Below are 17,910 nucleotides of genomic sequence, written 5' to 3' on the forward strand. Positions count from 1 at the left end.
TTACGGATTCGCCCCGTAGCCGGTGGTTCCTAGGTTCATGACCAGCGATAACGCCACTGGAGGACGTCATGCAGGAACTGTTCGAGCCGCTGTCGGCCGGGAAGCTGGAGCTGTCCAACCGCCTCGTGATGGCGCCGATGACCCGCAGCCGGGCCACCGCGGACGGCGCCGTGACCGAGCTGACCGTCGAGTACTACCGGCAGCGCGCCGCCGCCGGGCTGATCATCACCGAGGGCACGCAACCGAGCGTCCGGGGGCAGGGCTACACCGCCACGCCGGGCCTGCACGCGGACGACCAGGTGACGGCGTGGCGCGCGGTGACCGACGCCGTGCACGCCGAGGGCGGACGGATCTTCGCCCAGCTGATGCACGCGGGGCGCGTCGGCCACCCGGTGCTGTACCCGGACGGCGGGCTGCCGCTCGGCCCGTCGCCGATCGCGTCCGGCGAGCGGCTGTTCACCCCGGACGGGATGCTCGACCACCCCGTCCCCCGCGAGATGACCCTCGACGACATCGCACAGGCCGTGGAGGAGTTCGTCGCGTCCGCGCGCAACGCGGTCGCCGCCGGGTTCGACGGGGTGGAGTTGCACGGCGCGAACGGTTATCTGATCCAGCAGTTCCTCGCCGACGGCAGCAACACGCGGACCGACGCCTACGGCGGGACGATCGAGAACCGCATCAGGTTCGCCGTCGAGGCCGCGCGGGCGGTGGCGGACGCGATCGGCCCCGAGCGCGTCGGACTCCGCGTGTCGCCCGGCGGCACCGCGAACGGCGTCAGCGAGAGCGACACCCCCGAGCTGTACGCGGCGCTGGTCGGCGCCATCGCGCCGTTCGGCCTGGCGTACCTGCACGTCATGGAGCTCGGGAACCGGGAGACGACGCGGCGGATCCGCGCCGGATGGCCGGGGACGCTGATCCTGAACCCGCACCCGACGCCGGAGTCGTTCCCGTCGAAGCCGGAGTACGGCGTCGAGGCGCTGCGGGACGGGGTGGCCGACGCGGTCGCGTTCGCGCAGCTGTGGCTCGCCAACCCGGACCTGCCCGCCCGCATCCGGGCCGGCGGCCCCTACAACGAGGCCGACCGGGCGACGTTCTACGGCGGCGACCACCGCGGCTACACCGACTACCCGGTGCTCGCCTGAACGAGCGGAGGCCCCGCACCGGATGGCCGGTGCGGGGCCCGCAGGCGCCGGGAGTCAGAGACCCGGGCGGACGCCGCCGCGGAAGTTGTGCTTGTAGTAGCCGTTCAGCTTGATCTTCTTGACCCGCTGGCCGGAGCTCGGCGCGTGGATCATGTAGCCGTACCCGGCGTAGATGCCCATGTGGGTCCTGCCGCCGTAGAAGAACAGCAGGTCGCCCTTCACGGCGCCCTTCCAGGAGACCTTCTTCTTGACCGCCTTGTAGATCTGCTGCGTGGTCCGGGGCAGCTTCACCCCGGCCTTGCGCCAGGCGCCGCCGGCCAGCCCGGAGCAGTCCCACGAGCCCGGGCCGGTCCCGCCGTAGCGGTACGGGTCGCCGATCTGCTTCGCCGCGTACTTCACGGCGTAGGCCGCGCGCTTGCGCTGCTTCGCGGCCCTGGCCTGCTTGGCGGTGGTGGCCTTCGCGACCGGCGCGGCGACGAGCGTCGCCTGCCGCGGGACGGCCGCCTGCGCGGACCCGGCCGCGAGGACGGACACACCGAGCGCGGCGGTCGTGGTGAGCACGAGGCCACCCATGGTGATTCCGGTCTTCAGGGGGTTTCGGGGGGTATGCAGAATGACTCCAGATCTCGCGGTTGATGCCTACCGGGCAGCCGTCACCCACCGGTCCTGATCGTGGGTTCGAGATGCCGCGGCCGATTCCGCAGCGTCTTTGTCGGGACGTGGGAAATGGCGGCCGCTTCCGGTTCCGTGCCTCTCGACTGCACGGATTCGGCGTCCGACGGCGGCTTCCTGGCGAGGTCCCTGGGGGGACGACCTGGGGGGGCCGCGCGGACCGTCCGTAGCCGGCCCTGCGCGTCGCCGCCGCGCGTCGGGGTGCGTGTTCTGTTATCGGGGCGGCTGATGTGCCGCATGAACCGGGCAGGAAGCTAGCCAGGGCGGGGCGTTCGTGGCAAATCACGAAGCCATTTCTCCGGCGTCCGCCTGGCCTGGATGAGACGGCGGTCTACCGCCCTGCCAGCATCGATCCGCAGCGCAATTCGCCAATTGTGAAGTGGCTCACAGATCATCCTTAAGACGGTGGTTCATTTATTGATCTGTGATCTGCGGCACAGCGCCGGGGTGCGGCCGGGGTGCCGGATCCGGCCACGTCCGGCCATTGACGGGGCCGGGGACGCCGCCTGTAGTGCGAAGCAGATTCATGTCCCGCGTCCGGAGGGAGCGCCGTGTTCGGCAGATCCGGCAGAGCACGTTCCGTCCACGTCCTCTCGGCCCTCACGCTGTCGGCCGCCCTCGCGCTGACCGCCGTGTCCACCGCCGTGTCCCCCGCCGCCGCCGAGACCGTGCGGGCCGGGGGCGCCACCGCCAAGTTCCCGGACGGCTTCCTCTGGGGCGTCGCCACGTCCGGTTTCCAGAGCGAAGGCTCCTTCCCCGACAGCAACTGGACGAGGTACGCCGACCGCAAGGCGACCGGCGTCACCGACCCCTACGGCGACTCCGTCGACTTCCGGCACCGCTACCCGAGCGATCTGAAGCTCGCGCGGGGCCTCGGCGTGAACGTCTTCCGGACGTCCGTCGAGTGGGCCCGCATCGAGCCGCGCCGGGGCCACCGCGACCCGGCGGCGGTCGGCTACTACGACGACCTCATCCGGCGGATCAAGGCGGACGGGATGCGTCCCATGATCACCCTCGACCACTGGGTGTACCCCGGGTGGGTGGCCGACCAGGGCGCCTGGGACAACCCCCGGACCCAGGACGACTGGCTGCGCAACGCCCGCTTCGTCGTGAACCGCTACAAGAACCAGGGCGTCATCTGGATCACGTTCAACGAGGCGAGCGCCTACATCTACAAGGAGCTGACCACCCGTCCGATGGACCTCGCGCAGATGATGAAGATGCGCGACGCCCTTATAAGGACGCACCGCGCCGCCTACGACATGATTCATGCGGTCGACCCAGGCGCCCCTGTGTCGAGCAACGTCGCCTATGGATCGCCCATCAACGGCATCTTCGACGCGGCCCTGTTCAACGACGTCACCGACAAGCTCGACTTCATCGGCATCGACTACTACTACGGCGCCAACCTGGAGAACTTCACCGCGGCGTATGCGCTCACCGGGGAGTTCTGGAAGATCGACCCGGAGCCCGAGGGCCTGTACTACGTCCTGAGGAACTACCAGCGCCGCCTGCCGAACCTGCCGGTCTACGTCGTCGAGAACGGCACGTCCACCGACAACGGCAAGCCGCGCCAGGACGGCTACACGCGCACTGACCACCTGCGCGACCACATCTACTGGATCCAGCGGGCGATGGCCGACGGCGTGAAGATGATGGGCTACAACTACTGGAGCCTCACCGACAACTACGAGTGGGGCAGTTACCGGCCACGGTTCGGCCTGTACACGGTGGACGCGCTGACCGACCCCTCCCTGGCGCGCCGGCCGACCGACGCCGTCCCGGCATACCGGTCGATCATCGCGAGCCGCGGGGTCCCGTCCGGGTACCTGCCGGTGCGCAGGCCCGGCTGGTGCTCCATCGAGGACCCCGTCGCCACCTGCCTCGGCACGACGCCGACCCCACCCGCCTCATACCGGCGCGCGGGGTGATCGATCGGGAATGACCTGCCCGTCCCCGGGTACCGCTAACGACCAGGGGTACTCGTGGGGGACGTGCGGACACAGCCGCAGGCGACCACGCCACGCGGATCGGGCACCGCGGCGCCGGCGCCCGGCGACGGCGGCATGGCGGAGGGCCTGCTGACCGCGCTCAAACGCGCCGCCGCCGCGCTCCGCGACGCCGGGATCGGCTACGCGCTGGCGGGCGGCTTCGCCGCGTACGCGCGCGGCGCCGCCGTGTCGACGCACGACGTCGACTTCGTGGTGCGGCCGCGGGAAGTCCAAGCGGCTCTGGACGCGCTCGCCGGCGCGGGCATGACGCATCTGGAGAGCCCGGAGAACTGGCTGGAGAAGGCGAGCGACGGGGAGCACGTCATCGACCTGATCCACACACCGTCCGGTCACCCGGTGGACGACGAACTGCTCGGCCGGTCCGGGGAGCTGACGGTCGGAGCCGTGTTCATGCCGGTCCTGCCCGCCACCGACCTGATGATCATGCGGCTGCTGGCGTTCGCCGAGACGGCCTGCGACTTCAGCGGGTTCCTGCACGTGAGCCGGGCGCTGCGGGAGCAGGTGGACTGGCGGCGGGTCGCCGCCGAGACCGCCGGCTCCCCGTACGCCTACGCGTTCCTGACCCTGCTGGCCAGGCTGGACGTCATCGAGGGGGACGTGCCGTGAGGGGACCGTCCCGCCCTTGCGGGGGGCTTTCCCGCACACGAGACCGGACGCGACCGAAGGGGGGCGGGCGATGACCGATCTGCCGGGATACCTGTCCGCGCACATCCAGGAGAGGCTCGCGGAGGAGGCGTACGAGCTCGGCATCCGGGTGGACGTCCGCGGCGACGTGGTGCATCTGCGCGGCGAGGTGATGAGCGAGGATCGCAGCCGGGAGGTCGAGGAGGCCGCCCGCGTCGCCGCCGAGGGCCACGAGATCTGCAACGAACTGCACGTCGTCGCGGTCGCGGCGCCCGAGGGAGAGGAGAGGCTCTCATGATCCGTGTGGCCGCGGCGGGGGACCTGCATCTCGGGGTGGAGGCGGCCGGGGCGTACCGGGACCGGCTGTCCGCGCTCGCCGACCAGGCGGACGTGTTCCTGGTCGCAGGCGACCTGACCAGGCACGGGACGGCCGAGGAGGGCCGGGTCGCGGCAGGGGAGCTGCGCGATCTCGGCGTCCCGGTGATCGCCGTCCTCGGCAACCACGACCACCATTCCGACGCCGAGGAGGAGATCACCGGCCTGCTGCGGGACGCCGGCGTCACCGTCCTCGAAGGCGACGGGACCGTCCTGGAGGTCGACGGGACACGCCTCGGCGTCGCGGGAGGAAAGGGGTTCGGCGGCGGGTTCGAGGGCAGGTGCGCCAGCGACTTCGGCGAGCCCGAGATGAAGGCGTTCATCCGCCACACCAAGGACTTCGCCGGACGCCTCGGCGCGTCCCTCCTGAGTCTGGACGCCGACGTGACGATCAGCCTGACGCACTACTCGCCCGCCGAGGACACCCTGGAGGGCGAGCCGCCGGAGATCTACCCGTTCCTAGGCAGCTACCTGCTCGGCGAGGCGATCGACGAGGCCGGCGCCGACCTCGCCGTCCACGGCCACGCGCACAAGGGAACCGAGCGGGGCATGACGTCCGGCGGGGTGCGGGTGCGGAACGTGGCGCTCCCGGTCATCCAGCACGTCTACGCCCTCTACTGCCTGGACACGCCAGAGACCACCACCAGGCGGCAAGCCCGGGAACGAGTCTCGGCCTGGTAGCCCGGACACGACCGACCAGCGGCGCTCGGGAGGGCGTCGAATCGACTGGACACGCCGAGGGCCGTCGGCCGGCGGCGTGCTCGGGCAGGGGGCCGGCCTGGTGACGGTCAGGCCCGGAGCAGGTCCAGGACGGCCTGCTCCACGGGGCCCTGGGTCGCCATTTCGCCCTCCTCGGTCTCCACGCCGAGGCGGCCGAGTGCGGGCGCGACCGTCGTGCCCTCCTCGTACAGCTCGATGATGCGCGGATCGATGTAGGACGCCCGCGCCACGGCGGGGGTGTTGCCCAGGTAGGACGCGACCTCCTTGACCACGCGGACGATGGCGCGCTTTCGGGCGGCGTCGCTGTCCGGGGCCCGCACGGACACCGCGAGCCCGACCGCGGCGAGAACGGTGGCGTGCCAGGTGCGGAAGTCCTTGGCGGTGAAGTCACCGCCCGCGATCTCCCGGACGAAGTCGTTGATGTCGGACGCGGTGACGTCGTGCCAGCCGCCCCGCGTCCGGTAGGCGAGCAGTTCGGGGGAGTCGTCGCCGCGGCGCTTGAGCCCGCTCACGACCTTGCACACGTTCTCCTCGGCGACCGCCTGGTAACGCTCCTTCGCCCCCTTGGCCGGGTACTCGAACGCCACCTGGTCCCGGCGGCAGGTGACGTGCTCGCGCAGCACGGTCGCCAGCCCGAAGGTGCCGTTCTCCGCCGCGTACTCCTCCCCTCCGATCCGGAAGAAGCCGAGGTCGATGAGGCGGACGGCGGCGGCGAGCACCCGCTCGCGGGAATATCCTCGTCCGGCGAGGTAATTGTCGAGCGCGGCGCGGACCTTGGGCAGCCGTTCAGCGAGTTCCAGGACGTGCTCGTGCTTCTCCCGGTCGCGCTGGTCACGCCATGCGTCGTGATAGAGGTACTGACGCCGTCCCGCCGCATCCGTCCCCACCGCCTGGATGTGGCCGTCCGCGTCAGGGGAGATCCATACGTCCTTCCAGGCGGGCGGTATGACGAGGGACCTGATCCGTTCCTTCTCGGCGCGGTCGTCCAACGGAAGACCGTCGAGGCCGAGGTACACCCAGCCCTTCCCGCACCTCCGCCGTGCGAAGCCAGGCTCGCCCAGGTCACTCCGTTGCAGGTCCATCAGCCTGGATGGATCTCGCCGCCGGCAGGCACCAGCGTCTGGCCGGTGTAGTAGGACGACTGACGGTTCGAGGCGAAGAACACATAGGACGGCGCGATCTCGTCGGGATCGGCGGCGCGTCCCATCGGTGCCTGCTGCCCGAAGCTCTCGACGCGCTCGTCCTCGAACGTGGCCGGGATGAGCGGTGTCCAGACCGGGCCCGGGGCGACGCAGTTGACGCGGATCTCGCGGTCCATGAGGTTCTGGGCGAGGCACGTGGTCAGCGCCATCGCGGCCGCCTTGCTCGCGGAGTAGTCGATGAGCGTCTTGTTGCCGCGCAGCCCGTTGATGGAGCCCGTGATGATGATGGACGACCCGGGCCCCATGTGGTCGAGGGCCTCCTGGACGGTCCAGAACAACGCGAACACGTTGACCTCGAACGTCCGGCGCAGCTGCGCGTCGTCGATCTCCCGGACGTCCTTCACCGGCGTCTGCGTGCCGTGATGCAGCACGAGCAGATCGAGCCCGCCGAGGTCGCGGACGGCGTGCTCGACGACCTCGCGGCAGTGCCGTTCCTCGGCCAGGTCGCCGCCGAACGTCACGCACCGCCGTCCGGCCGCCTCGACGAGGCTCGCCGTGTGCCGCGCGTCGTCGTCCTCCTCCAGGTAGGTGATCGCGACGTCGGCGCCCTCCTTGGCGAACGCGACGGCGGTGGCGCGCCCGATGCCGGAGTCGCCGCCGGTGATCAGTGCCCGGCGTCCGTCCAGCAGGCCGCTGCCGGTGTAGTCGCGCATCTCGTCACGCGGCTCGGGTGTCATGTCCGCGGTCCACCCGGGGTAGGACTGGCTCTGTGCGGGACGCTCGCTCATGGGGAGGCGGGTGCCCGGAGCCGCGCGGAGCAAACACCCCGCCCACCCCGAACCACATTCGGTCCCTCACGTAAGGTGTCGCTCATGGACCTGAACGGAGTTTCCGCCGTCGTATCCGGTGGCGCGAGCGGCCTCGGTGAGGCCACCGTCCGCGCGCTGGCCGCCGAAGGCGCCAAGGTGGTCGTCGCCGACCTGAACGAGGACAAGGGCAAGGCCGTCGCCGACGAGGTCGGCGGCGTCTTCGTCAAGACGGACGTGTCGAACGAGGAGCAGGTGCAGGCCGCCGTCCAGGCCGCCGTCGACACCGGCGCCCCGCTGCGCGTCATCGTCAACAGCGCCGGCATCGGCTGGGCCTCGCGGACGGTGAACCGCGACGGCAGCCCGCACGACCTTGCCTCCTACGAGACCGTCATCCGGATCAACCTGATCGGCACCTTCAACCTGATGCGGATCGGCGCCGCGGCCATCGCCAAGACCGAGCCCGCCGACGTCGACGGCCTGCGCGGCGTGGTCGTCAACACCGCGTCCATCGCCGGCATCGAGGGGCAGACCGGGCAGATCGCCTACTCCGCCTCCAAGGGCGGCATCATCGGCATGACCCTGCCCGCCGCGCGCGACCTCGCCGCGGTCGGCGTCCGGGTCAACACCATCTGCCCGGGCATCATCGACACCCCGATCTACGGCGAGGGCGAGGCCGCGGACGCGTTCAAGGCCAAGCTCTCCGCCCCCGTCCCGTTCCCGAAGCGGATGGGCAAGGCGTCGGAGTTCGCCCACCTCGTCAAGTCCCTGATCGAGAACGACTACATGAACGGCGAGACGATCCGCTTCGACGGCGGTATCCGCTTCCAGCCGAAGTGAGGCCCGAATGACCGACGCTGTACTCACAGAAGAGGACGGCGCCGTCCTCGTCATCACCATCAACCGCCCGGAGGCCCGCAACGCGGTCAACGGCGAGGTGGCGAAGGGGATCGCGGCGGCCGCCGACGAGCTCGACTCCCGCAGGGACCTGTCCATCGGCATCCTCACCGGCGCGGGCGGGACGTTCTGCGCCGGCATGGACCTCAAGGGCTTCCTGACGGGCGACAACCCGACCGTCGAGGGGCGCGGGTTCGCCGGCATCACCGAGCGTCCGGCGGCCAAGCCGCTGATCGCCGCCGTCGAGGGCTACGCGCTGGCGGGCGGCTGCGAGGTGGCGCTGGCCTGCGACATGATCGTGGCGTCCCGGGAGGCCCAGTTCGGGCTGCCCGAGCCGAAGCGGGGCCTGGTCGCCGCGGGCGGCGGCCTGCTCCGCCTGCCGCAGCGCATCCCGTTCCACATCGCCATGGAGATCGCCCTCACCGGCGACAAGTACCCGGCGGAGCGGATGGCCGAGCTCGGGTTCGTCAACCGGCTCACCGAGCCGGGCGGCGCGCTGGCCGCGGCCAAGGAACTGGCCCTGAAGGTCGCCGAGAACGCGCCGCTGGCGCTCGCGGCGACCAAGAAGATCATCGTCGAGTCCGCGGACTGGACCTCCGCCGAGGCGTGGAAGGAGCAGCAGGACATCACGCTGCCCGTCTTCATGTCCAAGGACGCCCAGGAGGGCCCGGCCGCCTTCGCCGAGAAGCGCAAGCCGAACTGGAAGGGCGAGTAACCCTCCGCCACCGAGACGGCACGCAAGACGCCCAGAATCTCCCGGTTCTGGGCGTTTTGTCATATGCGGAGCGTCCTGATCCGGCCGCCGCGTCGCCGCGCCCGCGCACGCCGCCGGCTGGAAGAACATCGGCGGTTCGGCGCTGAGCTACAGCGGCAGCCTCGACAAGGTCGACCGCCCGCGCCCGTCCCGCCCGGTCGGCGGACGGGCGCGGTGCCTTCCGCGTCCGGGACGCTGGCGGCGCCTTCGCCCGAGTGAGATGATCTTGACGCGGTGGAGATCGAATCGGAGTGCGGACACGGGTCGGCTCGGCTCGGGCGCACGAGTGAAGGAGCGTGCGAATGCAGTCGGGTGCCACGCGGGTCGCTGCGCTGTTCGCCGTGGTGATGCTGGCCGCGGCGGTCGTCCACACTCCGCGGGCGTACGCCCGGGAGGAGCGGGCGATCGATCCCTGCCAGGCGCTCAACCGGGGCGAGTCGCGCTACGGGCCCGGCGGGGCCCGGCATGTGGTCTTCGCCATCGCGGCCCAGTACGGGACGACCGAGGTGACCGTCACCGAGTGCGTCAGGAAGGGCCGCTTCTGGAGGACGGTCCTGACCACCCCGGGGCATGTGGGCCGGAACGGCTACGCCGAGCCGGGCGCCAAACGGGAGGGCGACGGCAAGTCGCCGACCGGCTCGTTCAGCCTGACCGAGGCGTTCGGCGAAGGAGACCCCGGGACCCGGCTTCCTTACCGCACGCTCCAGGAGAGCGGCGACTGCTGGGGATCGACGATCGGCGACGAGCGCTACAACCGCTACTACCGGGGCGCCTGCCAGCCGGCCGACGAGAACCTCTCGCAGATCATGAAGGACGGCCCCTACCGGCAGGCCGTGGTGATCAACTACAACCGGCCGCCGGACTCGCCGGTCGTCCAGGGGAACGGTTCGGCGATCTTCATGCACGTCGGCGCGGGGCAGACCGCGGGCTGCGTCTCGATGGCCCGGGCTGAGCTGGAGTCCGTCATGCGGACGCTGCACCCGCGGGACCGGATCATCATGGGGACGCGCCAGGCCGTGTTCCGGTCCTGAACCGCCTGGCCCGCGCTGCGTGACCGGTTGGTCAGTCCCAGCGGGACGAGCGCTGCCGTTTCACGGCCGAGCGGCGCTTCTTGTTCTCCAGGCGGCGCTCGTTGATGCCGCGGGGGATCTTCTTCGGGATGCGCTTCTTGGGCGGCGGGGCGGTCGCTTCGGCCAGGAGGGTCGCGAGGCGGGTGCGGGCGGCGTCCCGGTTGCGCTGCTGGGAGCGGTACTCCTCGGCGCGGATGGTGAGGACGCCGCGGACCAGGCGTCCGGCCAGGCGTTCGAGGGCGCGGGCCTTCAGCGGGCCGGGGAGGGACGGGGAGTTCGCCACGTCGAAGGAGAGCTCGGCGGCGGTGGCGCTGGTGTTGACGTGCTGCCCGCCCGGGCCCGAGGAGCGGGAGAAGCGCCAGCTGAGCTCGGACTCCGGAACGGAGACCGAGCCGCGGACATGGATGGGGGCGGACATGTCCCCATTGTCGCAGGGTAGAAGTGATCTTGTCGCTTGATTAACCCTCGGGCTGCGGAGATCGCAAGTACTTACTTACACTGATCGTCATGACCGAAGGACTGTTCCAGGACGAGGACCTCATCCGCGTCATCACGCGGGAGGGCGCGCTGATCGCCGCGGGCGGGGCCGCGTCCCTGCTGCAGACGGCGCATCCCAAGGTGGCGCAGGGCGTGTACGACCACAGCTACACGGCGGACGATCCCCTGCGCCGGCTGCGCAACACGATGGGGTGGCTCTACACGGTGCAGTTCGGGACGCGCGAGGAGGCCGAGACCCTCAGCGCGCTCGTCACGAAGGGGCATGAGAGCGTCACCGGGCCCGACTACGAGGCGAACGACCCCGAGCTGCAGGTCTGGGTCGCGTCCACGCTGTTCGCGGTCGCGGTGCAGTTCTACCAGCTGCTCTTCCGGCGGACGTTCGACGACGGCGAACTTGAGGAGTTCTACCGGCAGACCAAGGTCTACGCGACGATCCTCGGATGCCCCGAGGAGCGGATGCCGGGGACGTACGAGGAGTTCCGCGAGTACTACGCGGGCATGGTGCGGACCCTGGAGATCACCGAGGCGTCGCGGGCGATCGCGGAACAGGTGCTGCACCCGCGGCTGCCGGGCGGGCCGCTCAACGCGCCCGGGCTGATGGCGATCCGGCTGCTCACCGCGGGACTCATGCCGGCCCCGATCCGCGAGCAGTACGGCTGGAAGTGGGACGCGGCGCGGGAGCGCCGGTTCCGGCTGCTCGTCGGGACGCTCGCGCGCGTCTATCCGCGGCTTCCGCTGAGGATCCGCACGCTGCCCCGGGCCTACTACCTGTTCACCACGCGGCGGATGCTGGCGAAGGTGAAGCGGCGGCCCGCGATCAGGGTGCAGAGCTGAGCGGGGCACGAAGATGAGCGGCCGCGTGACCCACAGGCAGGTCACGCGGCCGCTCCTCCTTACACGGTCCTCCCACACCCGGCCCGGCCGGGAGGACCTTCTGCCCGGGCCCGCCGCCCGCCCGCCCGCTCCCCCAGAGCCCTGGACGGACGGCGGTCCCGGTCAGAGCGAGGCGCCGGCGATGATCGCGTCGGCGGCCTTCTTCGCGGAGTCGACCGGGATGGAGAAACCCACTCCGATGTTCCCCTCGCTGTTGCCGGCCGTGAGGATGGCGGTGTTGACGCCGACCACCTGGCCGGACGCGTTCACCAGGGCGCCGCCGGAGTTCCCCGGGTTGATGGCGGCGTCCGTCTGGATCGCGTTCTTGATCACGGTCTGCTGCTGCTGGGACAGCTGCCCGCGCAGCCCCGGCGGCAGCTGCTGCTGGTCGTCGCCGCTCTCCTGGATCTGGCGGCCGAGCGCGCTGACGATGCCGGACGTCACCGAGCCGTCCAGCCCGAGCGGGCTGCCCACGGCCAGCACCTGGTCCCCGACCGCGAGAGCGCTGCTGTCGCCCAGCGTCGCGGGCTTCAGGCCCGACACGCCCGCCGCCTTGATCACCGCAATGTCCTGGCCCGTGTTGGCGCCGAGGACCCGCGCCGAGGCGGTCCGGCCGTCGCTGAACTTCACCGAGACCTGCTGGGCGCCCGACACGACGTGCGCGTTCGTCATGATCACGCCGTCCGAGCGCAGGATCACGCCGGACCCTCCGGACACACCGGACGCCGTCTGGGCCTGGATCGACACCACGCTCGGCTGGACGGCGGCGGCCACCTGCGCGGTCGTGCTCTTGGACGTGACGCCCGCCACCGCCGTGGGGCTCGCGTACACGGTGCTCTGGTGCGTCAGCGCCAGCGTCATCGCCGCACCCGCGCCGCCCGCGCCGACGGCCAGCGCGGCGGCGGCCCCCATGGCGGCGAGCTTGCGCCGGGCGGTGCCGAACGGTCCGGGCCGCGGCGTCACCGGCTGAACCGGTGGCGGCGGCGGGACGTTCCCCGTCCACATCCCGTGCGGGGCGAAGTCCGGTCGTGCGGGCTCCCATTGCGGCTGTTGCGGCCGGTCGGCGTTCATCTGGACCCCCTGTCGTCCACTCACCACTAAGCATGCGTCCCGGGCCTGCAGGGCGCCTGGAGCCAACCTGAAAGTGTGCTGAACGCCGAAATGTCATAAAAAACCGCGGCCGAGGGGCACTCCCTCGGCCGCGGTCCCGGCGGATTCCGCCGAACGGCTGGCCAGGGCGCGGACTCCCGCTCCCCGTCGAGACCGGGGCGCGCCCTGTGCGACCCACCTAAGCGCACACACCTGAACGTTCCCTGAACGCCCCCACCCTCTCCCCTGCAAGCGGCACCGGGCGCCGGTCAGTGTCTCTTCCGGGGGGCGCCCCCCCAGACCCCCCGGAAGGACGCACTGACCGGCGCCCTCCGCTCCGCTGGAGCTCCGCTCCGGTCGCCGGTCAGTGGTCGTCCAGGCGGAGGGTGACCTTGAAGGTGGCGCCTTGGCCTGGGGTGGAGTCGGCTTCGACGGTGCCCTCGTGGGCGGCCACGAGGGCCGCGACGATGGCCAGCCCGAGGCCGGCGCCGCCGTCGTCGCGGGAGCGGGCCCGGTCGGCGCGGTAGAAGCGCTCGAAGACGCGTTCGGCCTGCTCGGGGGAGAGGCCGGGGCCCTCGTCCGACACCGACACGACCGCGGCCGGCGCGCCGCGCAGCGTCCCCGGCGAGAGCCGCACCTCGACCGGCGTGCCCTCCGGGGTGTGCGCGATCGCGTTGGCGAGCAGGTTTCCCAGGACCTGGCGCAGCCGCGGCTCGTCCCCCCGCACCTGGTACGCCAGACCTCCCTCCACCGATAGGTCGATCCTGCGTTCGGGCGCGAGAACTCTGGCCTCTTGGACAGAGTCGGCGGCGACGGCGAGCAGGTCCACCGGGCGCCGCTCGATCGGACGCTGCCGGTCCAGCCGGGCGAGCAGCAGGAGATCCTCTACCAGCAGGCCCATCCGGGCCGCGGTCTCCTCGATCCGGCCGATCAGCCGGTCCAGTTCAGCGGGGCTGCGGGCCGCGCCCTGCCGGTAGAACTCGGCGAACCCGCGGATCGCGGTCAGGGGGGTGCGCAGCTCGTGGCTGGCGTCGGCGACGAAGCGCCGCATCCGCTCCTCGGAGCGCAGCGCCGTCTCCTCCGAGCGGCGCGCCGCCGCCTCCGACTCGGCGCGCCCCCCGAACGCCGCCTCGATCTGCCCGAGCATGGTGTTCAGCGACCGGCCGAGCCGGCCCATCTCCGTGCGCGGATCCACCTCCGGGACGCGCCGGGACAGGTCGCCGGCCGCGATCGCGCCGGCGGTCTCCTCCACCGCGGACAGCGGGCGCAGGCTGGCCCGGACGACCCACACCCCGAGGACGACCAGGACGGCCAGCACCAGCAGGCCCACGATCGCGTCGATGGCCACCAGCCGCCGGACGGTGCGGTCGATCTCGTCCAGGCTGAACGCCAGGACGATCACGGCGCCGCCGGGGAGCGGCTCGGCCAGGATGCGCCACTGCGAGCCGCCCGTCCCGGACACGGTGAACGGACGGTCGATCCGCCCGCTCAGATCCGCCGGAAGCCGCGGATGGCCGGTCTCGCTCCACGCCGGGTTCTGCCCGAGCGAACGGCCGTCGCTGGTGCGGATCTGCCCGTACATCTCGCTCGGGATCCGCACGGTGATCTGCGCGGCACCGTCGCGCAGCTGCGGGACGACCTGGTCGACCGCCCGCCCCACCGACGCGCGCAGCTGGTCGTCGGTCCGGCCGACCAGGTACTGCCGCAGGACGGACGCGCCCGCCGCGCTCATCACCGTCATCCCGAGGGTGACGAGGACGAGCATGCCGGCGAGCAGCTTGACCCGCAGCGACGTCCGGCCCCACAGGTGCTCGATGCCTCGGAACGGCCGCCGGGGCGGGGTGCCACCACCGGCGCCCGCCACCGTGGCGACCGCCGGGACCCGCGTGGCCATCAGCCCGTCTTCGACGGCTCGCGCAGAACGTAGCCGACGCCGCGCAGGGTGTGGATGAGCCGCGGTTCGGTGTTGTCCACCTTGCGGCGCAGCGCGGACACGTAGGACTCGACGATCCCCGCGTCGCCGCGGAAGTCGTAGTTCCACACGTGGTCGAGGATCTGCGCCTTCGACACGACCCGTCCCGCGTTGGCCATGAAGTAGCGCAGCAGCTTGAACTCGGTCGGCGACAACTGGACGGCCCTGCCGCCGCGCCACACCTCGTGGCTGTCCTCGTCCAGTTCGACGTCCGCGAAGACCATGCGCGGGGGCGGCTCCGTCACCCCGCCGCGGAACCGCCGCAGGACGGCCCGGATGCGGGCGATGACCTCCTCCAGGCTGAACGGCTTGGTGACGTAGTCGTCGCCGCCGATCGTCAGCCCCTTGATCCGGTCCTGGACGGCGTCCCGCGCGGTCAGGAACACCACGGGGGTGTGGTCGCCGCCGGACCGCAGCCGCCGTGCGACGTCGAACCCGTCGATGTCGGGCAGCATCACGTCCAGCACGATCAGGTCCGGGCGGTGCCGCCGCGCCGACTGCACCGCGTCCGCCCCGTTGGTGGCCGTCACCACGTCGAACCCGGTGAAGCGCAGACTGCCGGCGAGGAGCTCCAGGATGTTGGGTTCGTCCTCGACGACGAGCAGCGTCGCCTCCGCCGCCCTGCCGCCGTTCACCGTACGTTCAACCACTGAACAGTCCCCCTCCACATCTTCGCAGAGGTTGCCACCTCAACCTGAATGTCCCCTGAATGCGCGCAGAGGATGGGTTGAGTGCCCGCGCAGCACGGTCTCCACCGTTTCTACTCGCGGAGTGTGCGGATCGCCCGCATCGCCTCGCGGCGGGCGTCTCCCGACAGGACGTCGATGTAGACCTTGCCGTCCAGGTGCCCGCATTCGTGCTGCAGGCAGCGGGCGAAGTACCCGGTGCCCTCGACGCGGACGGGCTTGCCCTTCATGTCGACCCCCTCGACGACGGCGTGCTCGTACCGGGGGGTGTCGAAGCGCAGGCCGGGGACGGACAGGCAGCCCTCCGACTCGACCAGCAGCTCGCCGTCGGCGGCGACCAGCTCCGGGTTGACGACGTGGCCGATGTGGCGGCGTCCCTTGTCGTCCTCGACGTCGTACACGAACAGCCTCAGGCTGACGCCGATCTGGTTGCCCGCGAGCCCGGCGCCGTCCTCCTCGTACATGGTGACGAACATGTCGTCGATGAGGCGTTCCAGCGACACGTCGAGCGTTCGGACCGTGTCGCACTCCGTGCGCAGGACCGGGTCCCCGAGAAGCCTGACCGGGCGGGCGGTTCCGCGGCGCGAGTGGGTCCGTTTTCTCACACCCGAGATCCTATAGAACGAGCGCGGCGGTGCCCCGGGCCTGCTGGAGGCACCGGGCGCACCGCCTGACGGAAGAGCGGCCGTTCTACAACTCGATGGGGCCGCGGGGCTGCTGGGGCGGGAGGGGGGCGGTCGCGGGGCCGCCGGAGTCCTCGGCCGGACGGGCGGGCTTGGCCTGCTGCGGGGCGGCGGGCGGGGCCGGGGTGTCGGCGGGCGGGGCCGGTTCCGGCTTCTTGAGCGGGGCCGCGGTCTGCGGCGGGTTCGCCGGGGCGGGCGCCGGTGCCGCCGGCGCCGCCTGCGCGGGCTTGGGGGCGGCGGGCTTGGACGCGGCCGGCATCGGCTTCGGGCCGGTCGAGGTCGACGAAGACGACGAGGACGCGGGCGAGGACGACGAGGACGCGGGGGCCGGGCTCGCCGGCGGGGCCTGCTTGGCCTGGGCGCGCGGCGGCGGGCTCTGCCGGACGGCGTCCTCGACCATCTTCTCCAGTGGCCCCGCCTCGTTCTCGGCGGTCAGGAGCCGGTGCAGCGTGTCGCTGATCTCGGTGAGACGCTGCAGGGCCTGGGTGTGGTTCTTGGTGAGCGAGGTGAGCCGCTGGGTCGCGCCCTCGTTGATCACGCTGGCCCGCCGCTCGGACGCGGTGAGGGTGCGCTCGGCCTCCAGCCGCGCGCTGGTCACCGTCTGCTCGGCCTCCTGCTTGGCGGCCGACAGCACGCTCTCCGACTCCTTCTTGGCCGCCGCCAGCATGTGGTCGGCCTTCTCCTGCGCCTGGCCGAGGTTCTTGTCGGCGTGCGCGCGGGCGTCGTCGACGATCCGCTTGGACTCCTGCTCGGCGTCCTTGCGGATCTCGGTGCCCTTGGCCTCCGCCTCGGCGACCTTGTCCTGGGCCTCGTCCTCGGCGAGGTTGATGATCTGCCGGAGCCGGTCGCTCAGGTCGTCGCCGGTCGGCTTGCGGGCCTCCCGGACCTCGGCCATCTCGCGGCGGATCCGCTCGACCTCGTCCTGTGCCCGGGCGAGCCGGGCCTCCAGTTCACGGTGCTTCTGCTGGGCGCGGGCGATGTAGTCGTCGACCTGGCGGCGGTTGTAGCCGCGCATGACGATCTCGAAGGACTCTTCTTGGAGGAGGTTCGGCAGGATTTCGGCTTCGTTGCTCATGATGCCTTGGGGGTCGTTGGCGGGGATCAACACCCCGTCAGGGTCGGTTGAGATGCGATCCTCGCCCGCCGCTGAGCGGCCCACGGTGGGGAGACGTCAGGACGACTCTTGTCCGGTCCACCCCATTCGCGCAACCGGAACGCACTTCTCGCTGCCGTTTCTTCATCTGGGCGGGCGCGACAAACCCCCCAATCTCCGGAGAAATCGCGTCCCGAGGGGCGGCTACCATCGGCGCCATGAGCTACCTGGGAGCGTTGGGTGCGGACCGTCCGTCGATCGATCCCACGGCGTGGGTCGCGCCCGGCGCGGTCGTCGTCGGACGGGTGACGCTGGGCCGCGCGTCCAGCGTCTGGTACGGCTCGGTGCTGCGCGGCGACGACGAGGAGATCGTCGTCGGCGACGAGTGCAACATCCAGGACCTGAGCTGCATGCACTCCGATCCCGGGATGCCCGCGATCCTGGAGGACAGGGTAAGCCTCGGCCACAAGGCGATGGTGCACGGCGCGCACGTCGAGACAGGCTCGCTCATCGGCATCGGCGCGATCGTGCTGAACGGCGCCCGCATCGGCTCCGGGACGCTGATCGCCGCCGGCGCGCTCGTCCCGCCCGGCAAGAGGATCCCGTCCGGGGTGCTCGTCGCCGGTACGCCGGGCAAGATCGTCAGGGAGCTGACCGACGACGACCGGCTGGTGCTCCAGTACACGCCCGAGGTGTACGTGAAGAAGGCGGAACGGCACCGCGACGTCCGCTGGGACTGACGTCAAGGTCCTGTTGATAATTCCCTGACCTGCGACGACGCGGCGAATGGGCCGGTGGGCGG

At 71.4% G+C, this 17,910-nt stretch carries 19 protein-coding genes; 10 read left to right on the top strand and 9 right to left on the bottom strand.

Annotation, left to right across the window (positions count from 1 at the left end):
- Positions 1 to 68: 68 nt before the first annotated feature.
- Positions 69 to 1,142, top strand: a complete 1,074-nt coding sequence (locus ACQPXG_RS05455; protein WP_433466504.1) for an alkene reductase — start codon at positions 69 to 71, stop codon at positions 1,140 to 1,142.
- 54 nt (positions 1,143 to 1,196) lie between these two features.
- Here ACQPXG_RS05455 and ACQPXG_RS05460 read toward each other — a convergent pair whose 3' ends face one another.
- On the bottom strand, positions 1,197 to 1,715 hold the full coding sequence (locus ACQPXG_RS05460; RefSeq protein ID WP_433466505.1) for a C40 family peptidase: 519 nt from the start codon (positions 1,713 to 1,715) through the stop codon (positions 1,197 to 1,199).
- A gap of 650 nt (positions 1,716 to 2,365) precedes the next feature.
- Here ACQPXG_RS05460 and ACQPXG_RS05465 point away from each other — a divergent pair.
- The 4 genes from ACQPXG_RS05465 to ACQPXG_RS05480 all read left to right on the top strand — a co-directional run bounded on the left by ACQPXG_RS05465 (position 2,366) and on the right by ACQPXG_RS05480 (position 5,506).
- Positions 2,366 to 3,745, top strand: coding sequence for a family 1 glycosylhydrolase (locus tag ACQPXG_RS05465; protein ID WP_433466506.1), 1,380 nt, complete (start codon positions 2,366 to 2,368; stop codon positions 3,743 to 3,745).
- A 54-nt stretch (positions 3,746 to 3,799) separates the two neighbouring features.
- On the top strand, positions 3,800 to 4,432 hold the full coding sequence (locus tag ACQPXG_RS05470) for a hypothetical protein (RefSeq protein ID WP_433466507.1): 633 nt from the start codon (positions 3,800 to 3,802) through the stop codon (positions 4,430 to 4,432).
- Between the two features lie 70 nt (positions 4,433 to 4,502).
- Positions 4,503 to 4,748 carry a BON domain-containing protein gene (locus tag ACQPXG_RS05475; RefSeq protein WP_433466508.1) on the top strand — a complete coding sequence of 82 codons (246 nt, stop codon included), beginning with the start codon at positions 4,503 to 4,505 and terminating at the stop codon, positions 4,746 to 4,748.
- A complete protein-coding gene (locus tag ACQPXG_RS05480) occupies positions 4,745 to 5,506 on the top strand; it encodes a metallophosphoesterase family protein (protein WP_433466509.1) in 762 nt (253 codons plus the stop codon). The genes ACQPXG_RS05475 and ACQPXG_RS05480 overlap by 4 nt, the downstream gene beginning before the upstream one ends.
- 107 nt (positions 5,507 to 5,613) lie before the next feature.
- Here the strand turns inward: ACQPXG_RS05480 and ACQPXG_RS05485 are convergent, their stop codons facing one another.
- Both ACQPXG_RS05485 and ACQPXG_RS05490 read right to left on the bottom strand, forming a co-directional pair.
- Positions 5,614 to 6,627: a DNA topoisomerase IB gene (locus ACQPXG_RS05485; protein ID WP_433466510.1), complete on the bottom strand. Its 1,014-nt coding sequence runs from the start codon at positions 6,625 to 6,627 to the stop codon at positions 5,614 to 5,616.
- Entirely contained in the window at positions 6,627 to 7,475 is an 849-nt protein-coding gene (locus ACQPXG_RS05490) for an SDR family oxidoreductase (protein ID WP_433466511.1), read from the bottom strand. The genes ACQPXG_RS05485 and ACQPXG_RS05490 overlap by 1 nt, the downstream gene beginning before the upstream one ends.
- A gap of 84 nt (positions 7,476 to 7,559) precedes the next feature.
- On the opposite strand from ACQPXG_RS05490, the gene ACQPXG_RS05495 reads away from it, so the two are divergent.
- The 3 genes from ACQPXG_RS05495 (at position 7,560) to ACQPXG_RS05505 (ending at position 10,175) form a co-directional block, all read left to right on the top strand.
- Positions 7,560 to 8,333, top strand: coding sequence for an SDR family oxidoreductase (locus tag ACQPXG_RS05495; RefSeq protein ID WP_433466512.1), 774 nt, complete (start codon positions 7,560 to 7,562; stop codon positions 8,331 to 8,333).
- Between the two features lie 7 nt (positions 8,334 to 8,340).
- Positions 8,341 to 9,105 carry a crotonase/enoyl-CoA hydratase family protein gene (locus ACQPXG_RS05500; protein ID WP_433466513.1) on the top strand — a complete coding sequence of 255 codons (765 nt, stop codon included), beginning with the start codon at positions 8,341 to 8,343 and terminating at the stop codon, positions 9,103 to 9,105.
- Between the two features lie 341 nt (positions 9,106 to 9,446).
- Positions 9,447 to 10,175 carry a L,D-transpeptidase family protein gene (locus ACQPXG_RS05505; protein WP_433466514.1) on the top strand — a complete coding sequence of 243 codons (729 nt, stop codon included), beginning with the start codon at positions 9,447 to 9,449 and terminating at the stop codon, positions 10,173 to 10,175.
- 31 nt (positions 10,176 to 10,206) lie between these two features.
- On the opposite strand, the gene arfB is transcribed toward ACQPXG_RS05505, so the two are convergent.
- Entirely contained in the window at positions 10,207 to 10,632 is a 426-nt protein-coding gene (arfB, locus tag ACQPXG_RS05510) for an alternative ribosome rescue aminoacyl-tRNA hydrolase ArfB (protein ID WP_433466515.1), read from the bottom strand.
- Between the two features lie 89 nt (positions 10,633 to 10,721).
- Here arfB and ACQPXG_RS05515 point away from each other — a divergent pair, with 89 nt between their 5' ends.
- Positions 10,722 to 11,546 carry an oxygenase MpaB family protein gene (locus ACQPXG_RS05515; RefSeq protein ID WP_433466516.1) on the top strand — a complete coding sequence of 275 codons (825 nt, stop codon included), beginning with the start codon at positions 10,722 to 10,724 and terminating at the stop codon, positions 11,544 to 11,546.
- Positions 11,547 to 11,708: 162 nt separating this feature from the next.
- Here ACQPXG_RS05515 and ACQPXG_RS05520 read toward each other — a convergent pair whose 3' ends face one another.
- The 5 genes from ACQPXG_RS05520 to ACQPXG_RS05540 all read right to left on the bottom strand — a co-directional run bounded on the left by ACQPXG_RS05520 (position 11,709) and on the right by ACQPXG_RS05540 (position 17,090).
- Entirely contained in the window at positions 11,709 to 12,656 is a 948-nt protein-coding gene (locus ACQPXG_RS05520) for a S1C family serine protease (protein WP_433466517.1), read from the bottom strand.
- A 382-nt stretch (positions 12,657 to 13,038) separates the two neighbouring features.
- Positions 13,039 to 14,568, bottom strand: a complete 1,530-nt coding sequence (locus tag ACQPXG_RS05525) for a sensor histidine kinase (RefSeq protein WP_433466518.1) — start codon at positions 14,566 to 14,568, stop codon at positions 13,039 to 13,041.
- The gene (locus ACQPXG_RS05530; protein WP_433466519.1) at positions 14,568 to 15,296 is read right to left on the bottom strand and encodes a response regulator transcription factor; all 729 of its coding nucleotides are present in this window, start codon (positions 15,294 to 15,296) and stop codon (positions 14,568 to 14,570) included. The genes ACQPXG_RS05525 and ACQPXG_RS05530 overlap by 1 nt, the downstream gene beginning before the upstream one ends.
- Before the next feature lie 110 nt (positions 15,297 to 15,406).
- Entirely contained in the window at positions 15,407 to 15,937 is a 531-nt protein-coding gene (gene def / locus ACQPXG_RS05535; protein ID WP_433466520.1) for a peptide deformylase, read from the bottom strand.
- Between the two features lie 85 nt (positions 15,938 to 16,022).
- Positions 16,023 to 17,090: a DivIVA domain-containing protein gene (locus tag ACQPXG_RS05540; RefSeq protein ID WP_433466521.1), complete on the bottom strand. Its 1,068-nt coding sequence runs from the start codon at positions 17,088 to 17,090 to the stop codon at positions 16,023 to 16,025.
- A gap of 236 nt (positions 17,091 to 17,326) precedes the next feature.
- On the opposite strand from ACQPXG_RS05540, the gene ACQPXG_RS05545 reads away from it, so the two are divergent.
- Entirely contained in the window at positions 17,327 to 17,848 is a 522-nt protein-coding gene (locus ACQPXG_RS05545) for a gamma carbonic anhydrase family protein (protein ID WP_433466522.1), read from the top strand.
- Positions 17,849 to 17,910: the final 62 nt, after the last annotated feature.

The sequence above is a fragment of the Spirillospora sp. CA-128828 genome, from assembly GCF_050945415.1.
Lineage (GTDB): Bacteria > Actinomycetota > Actinomycetes > Streptosporangiales > Streptosporangiaceae > Spirillospora.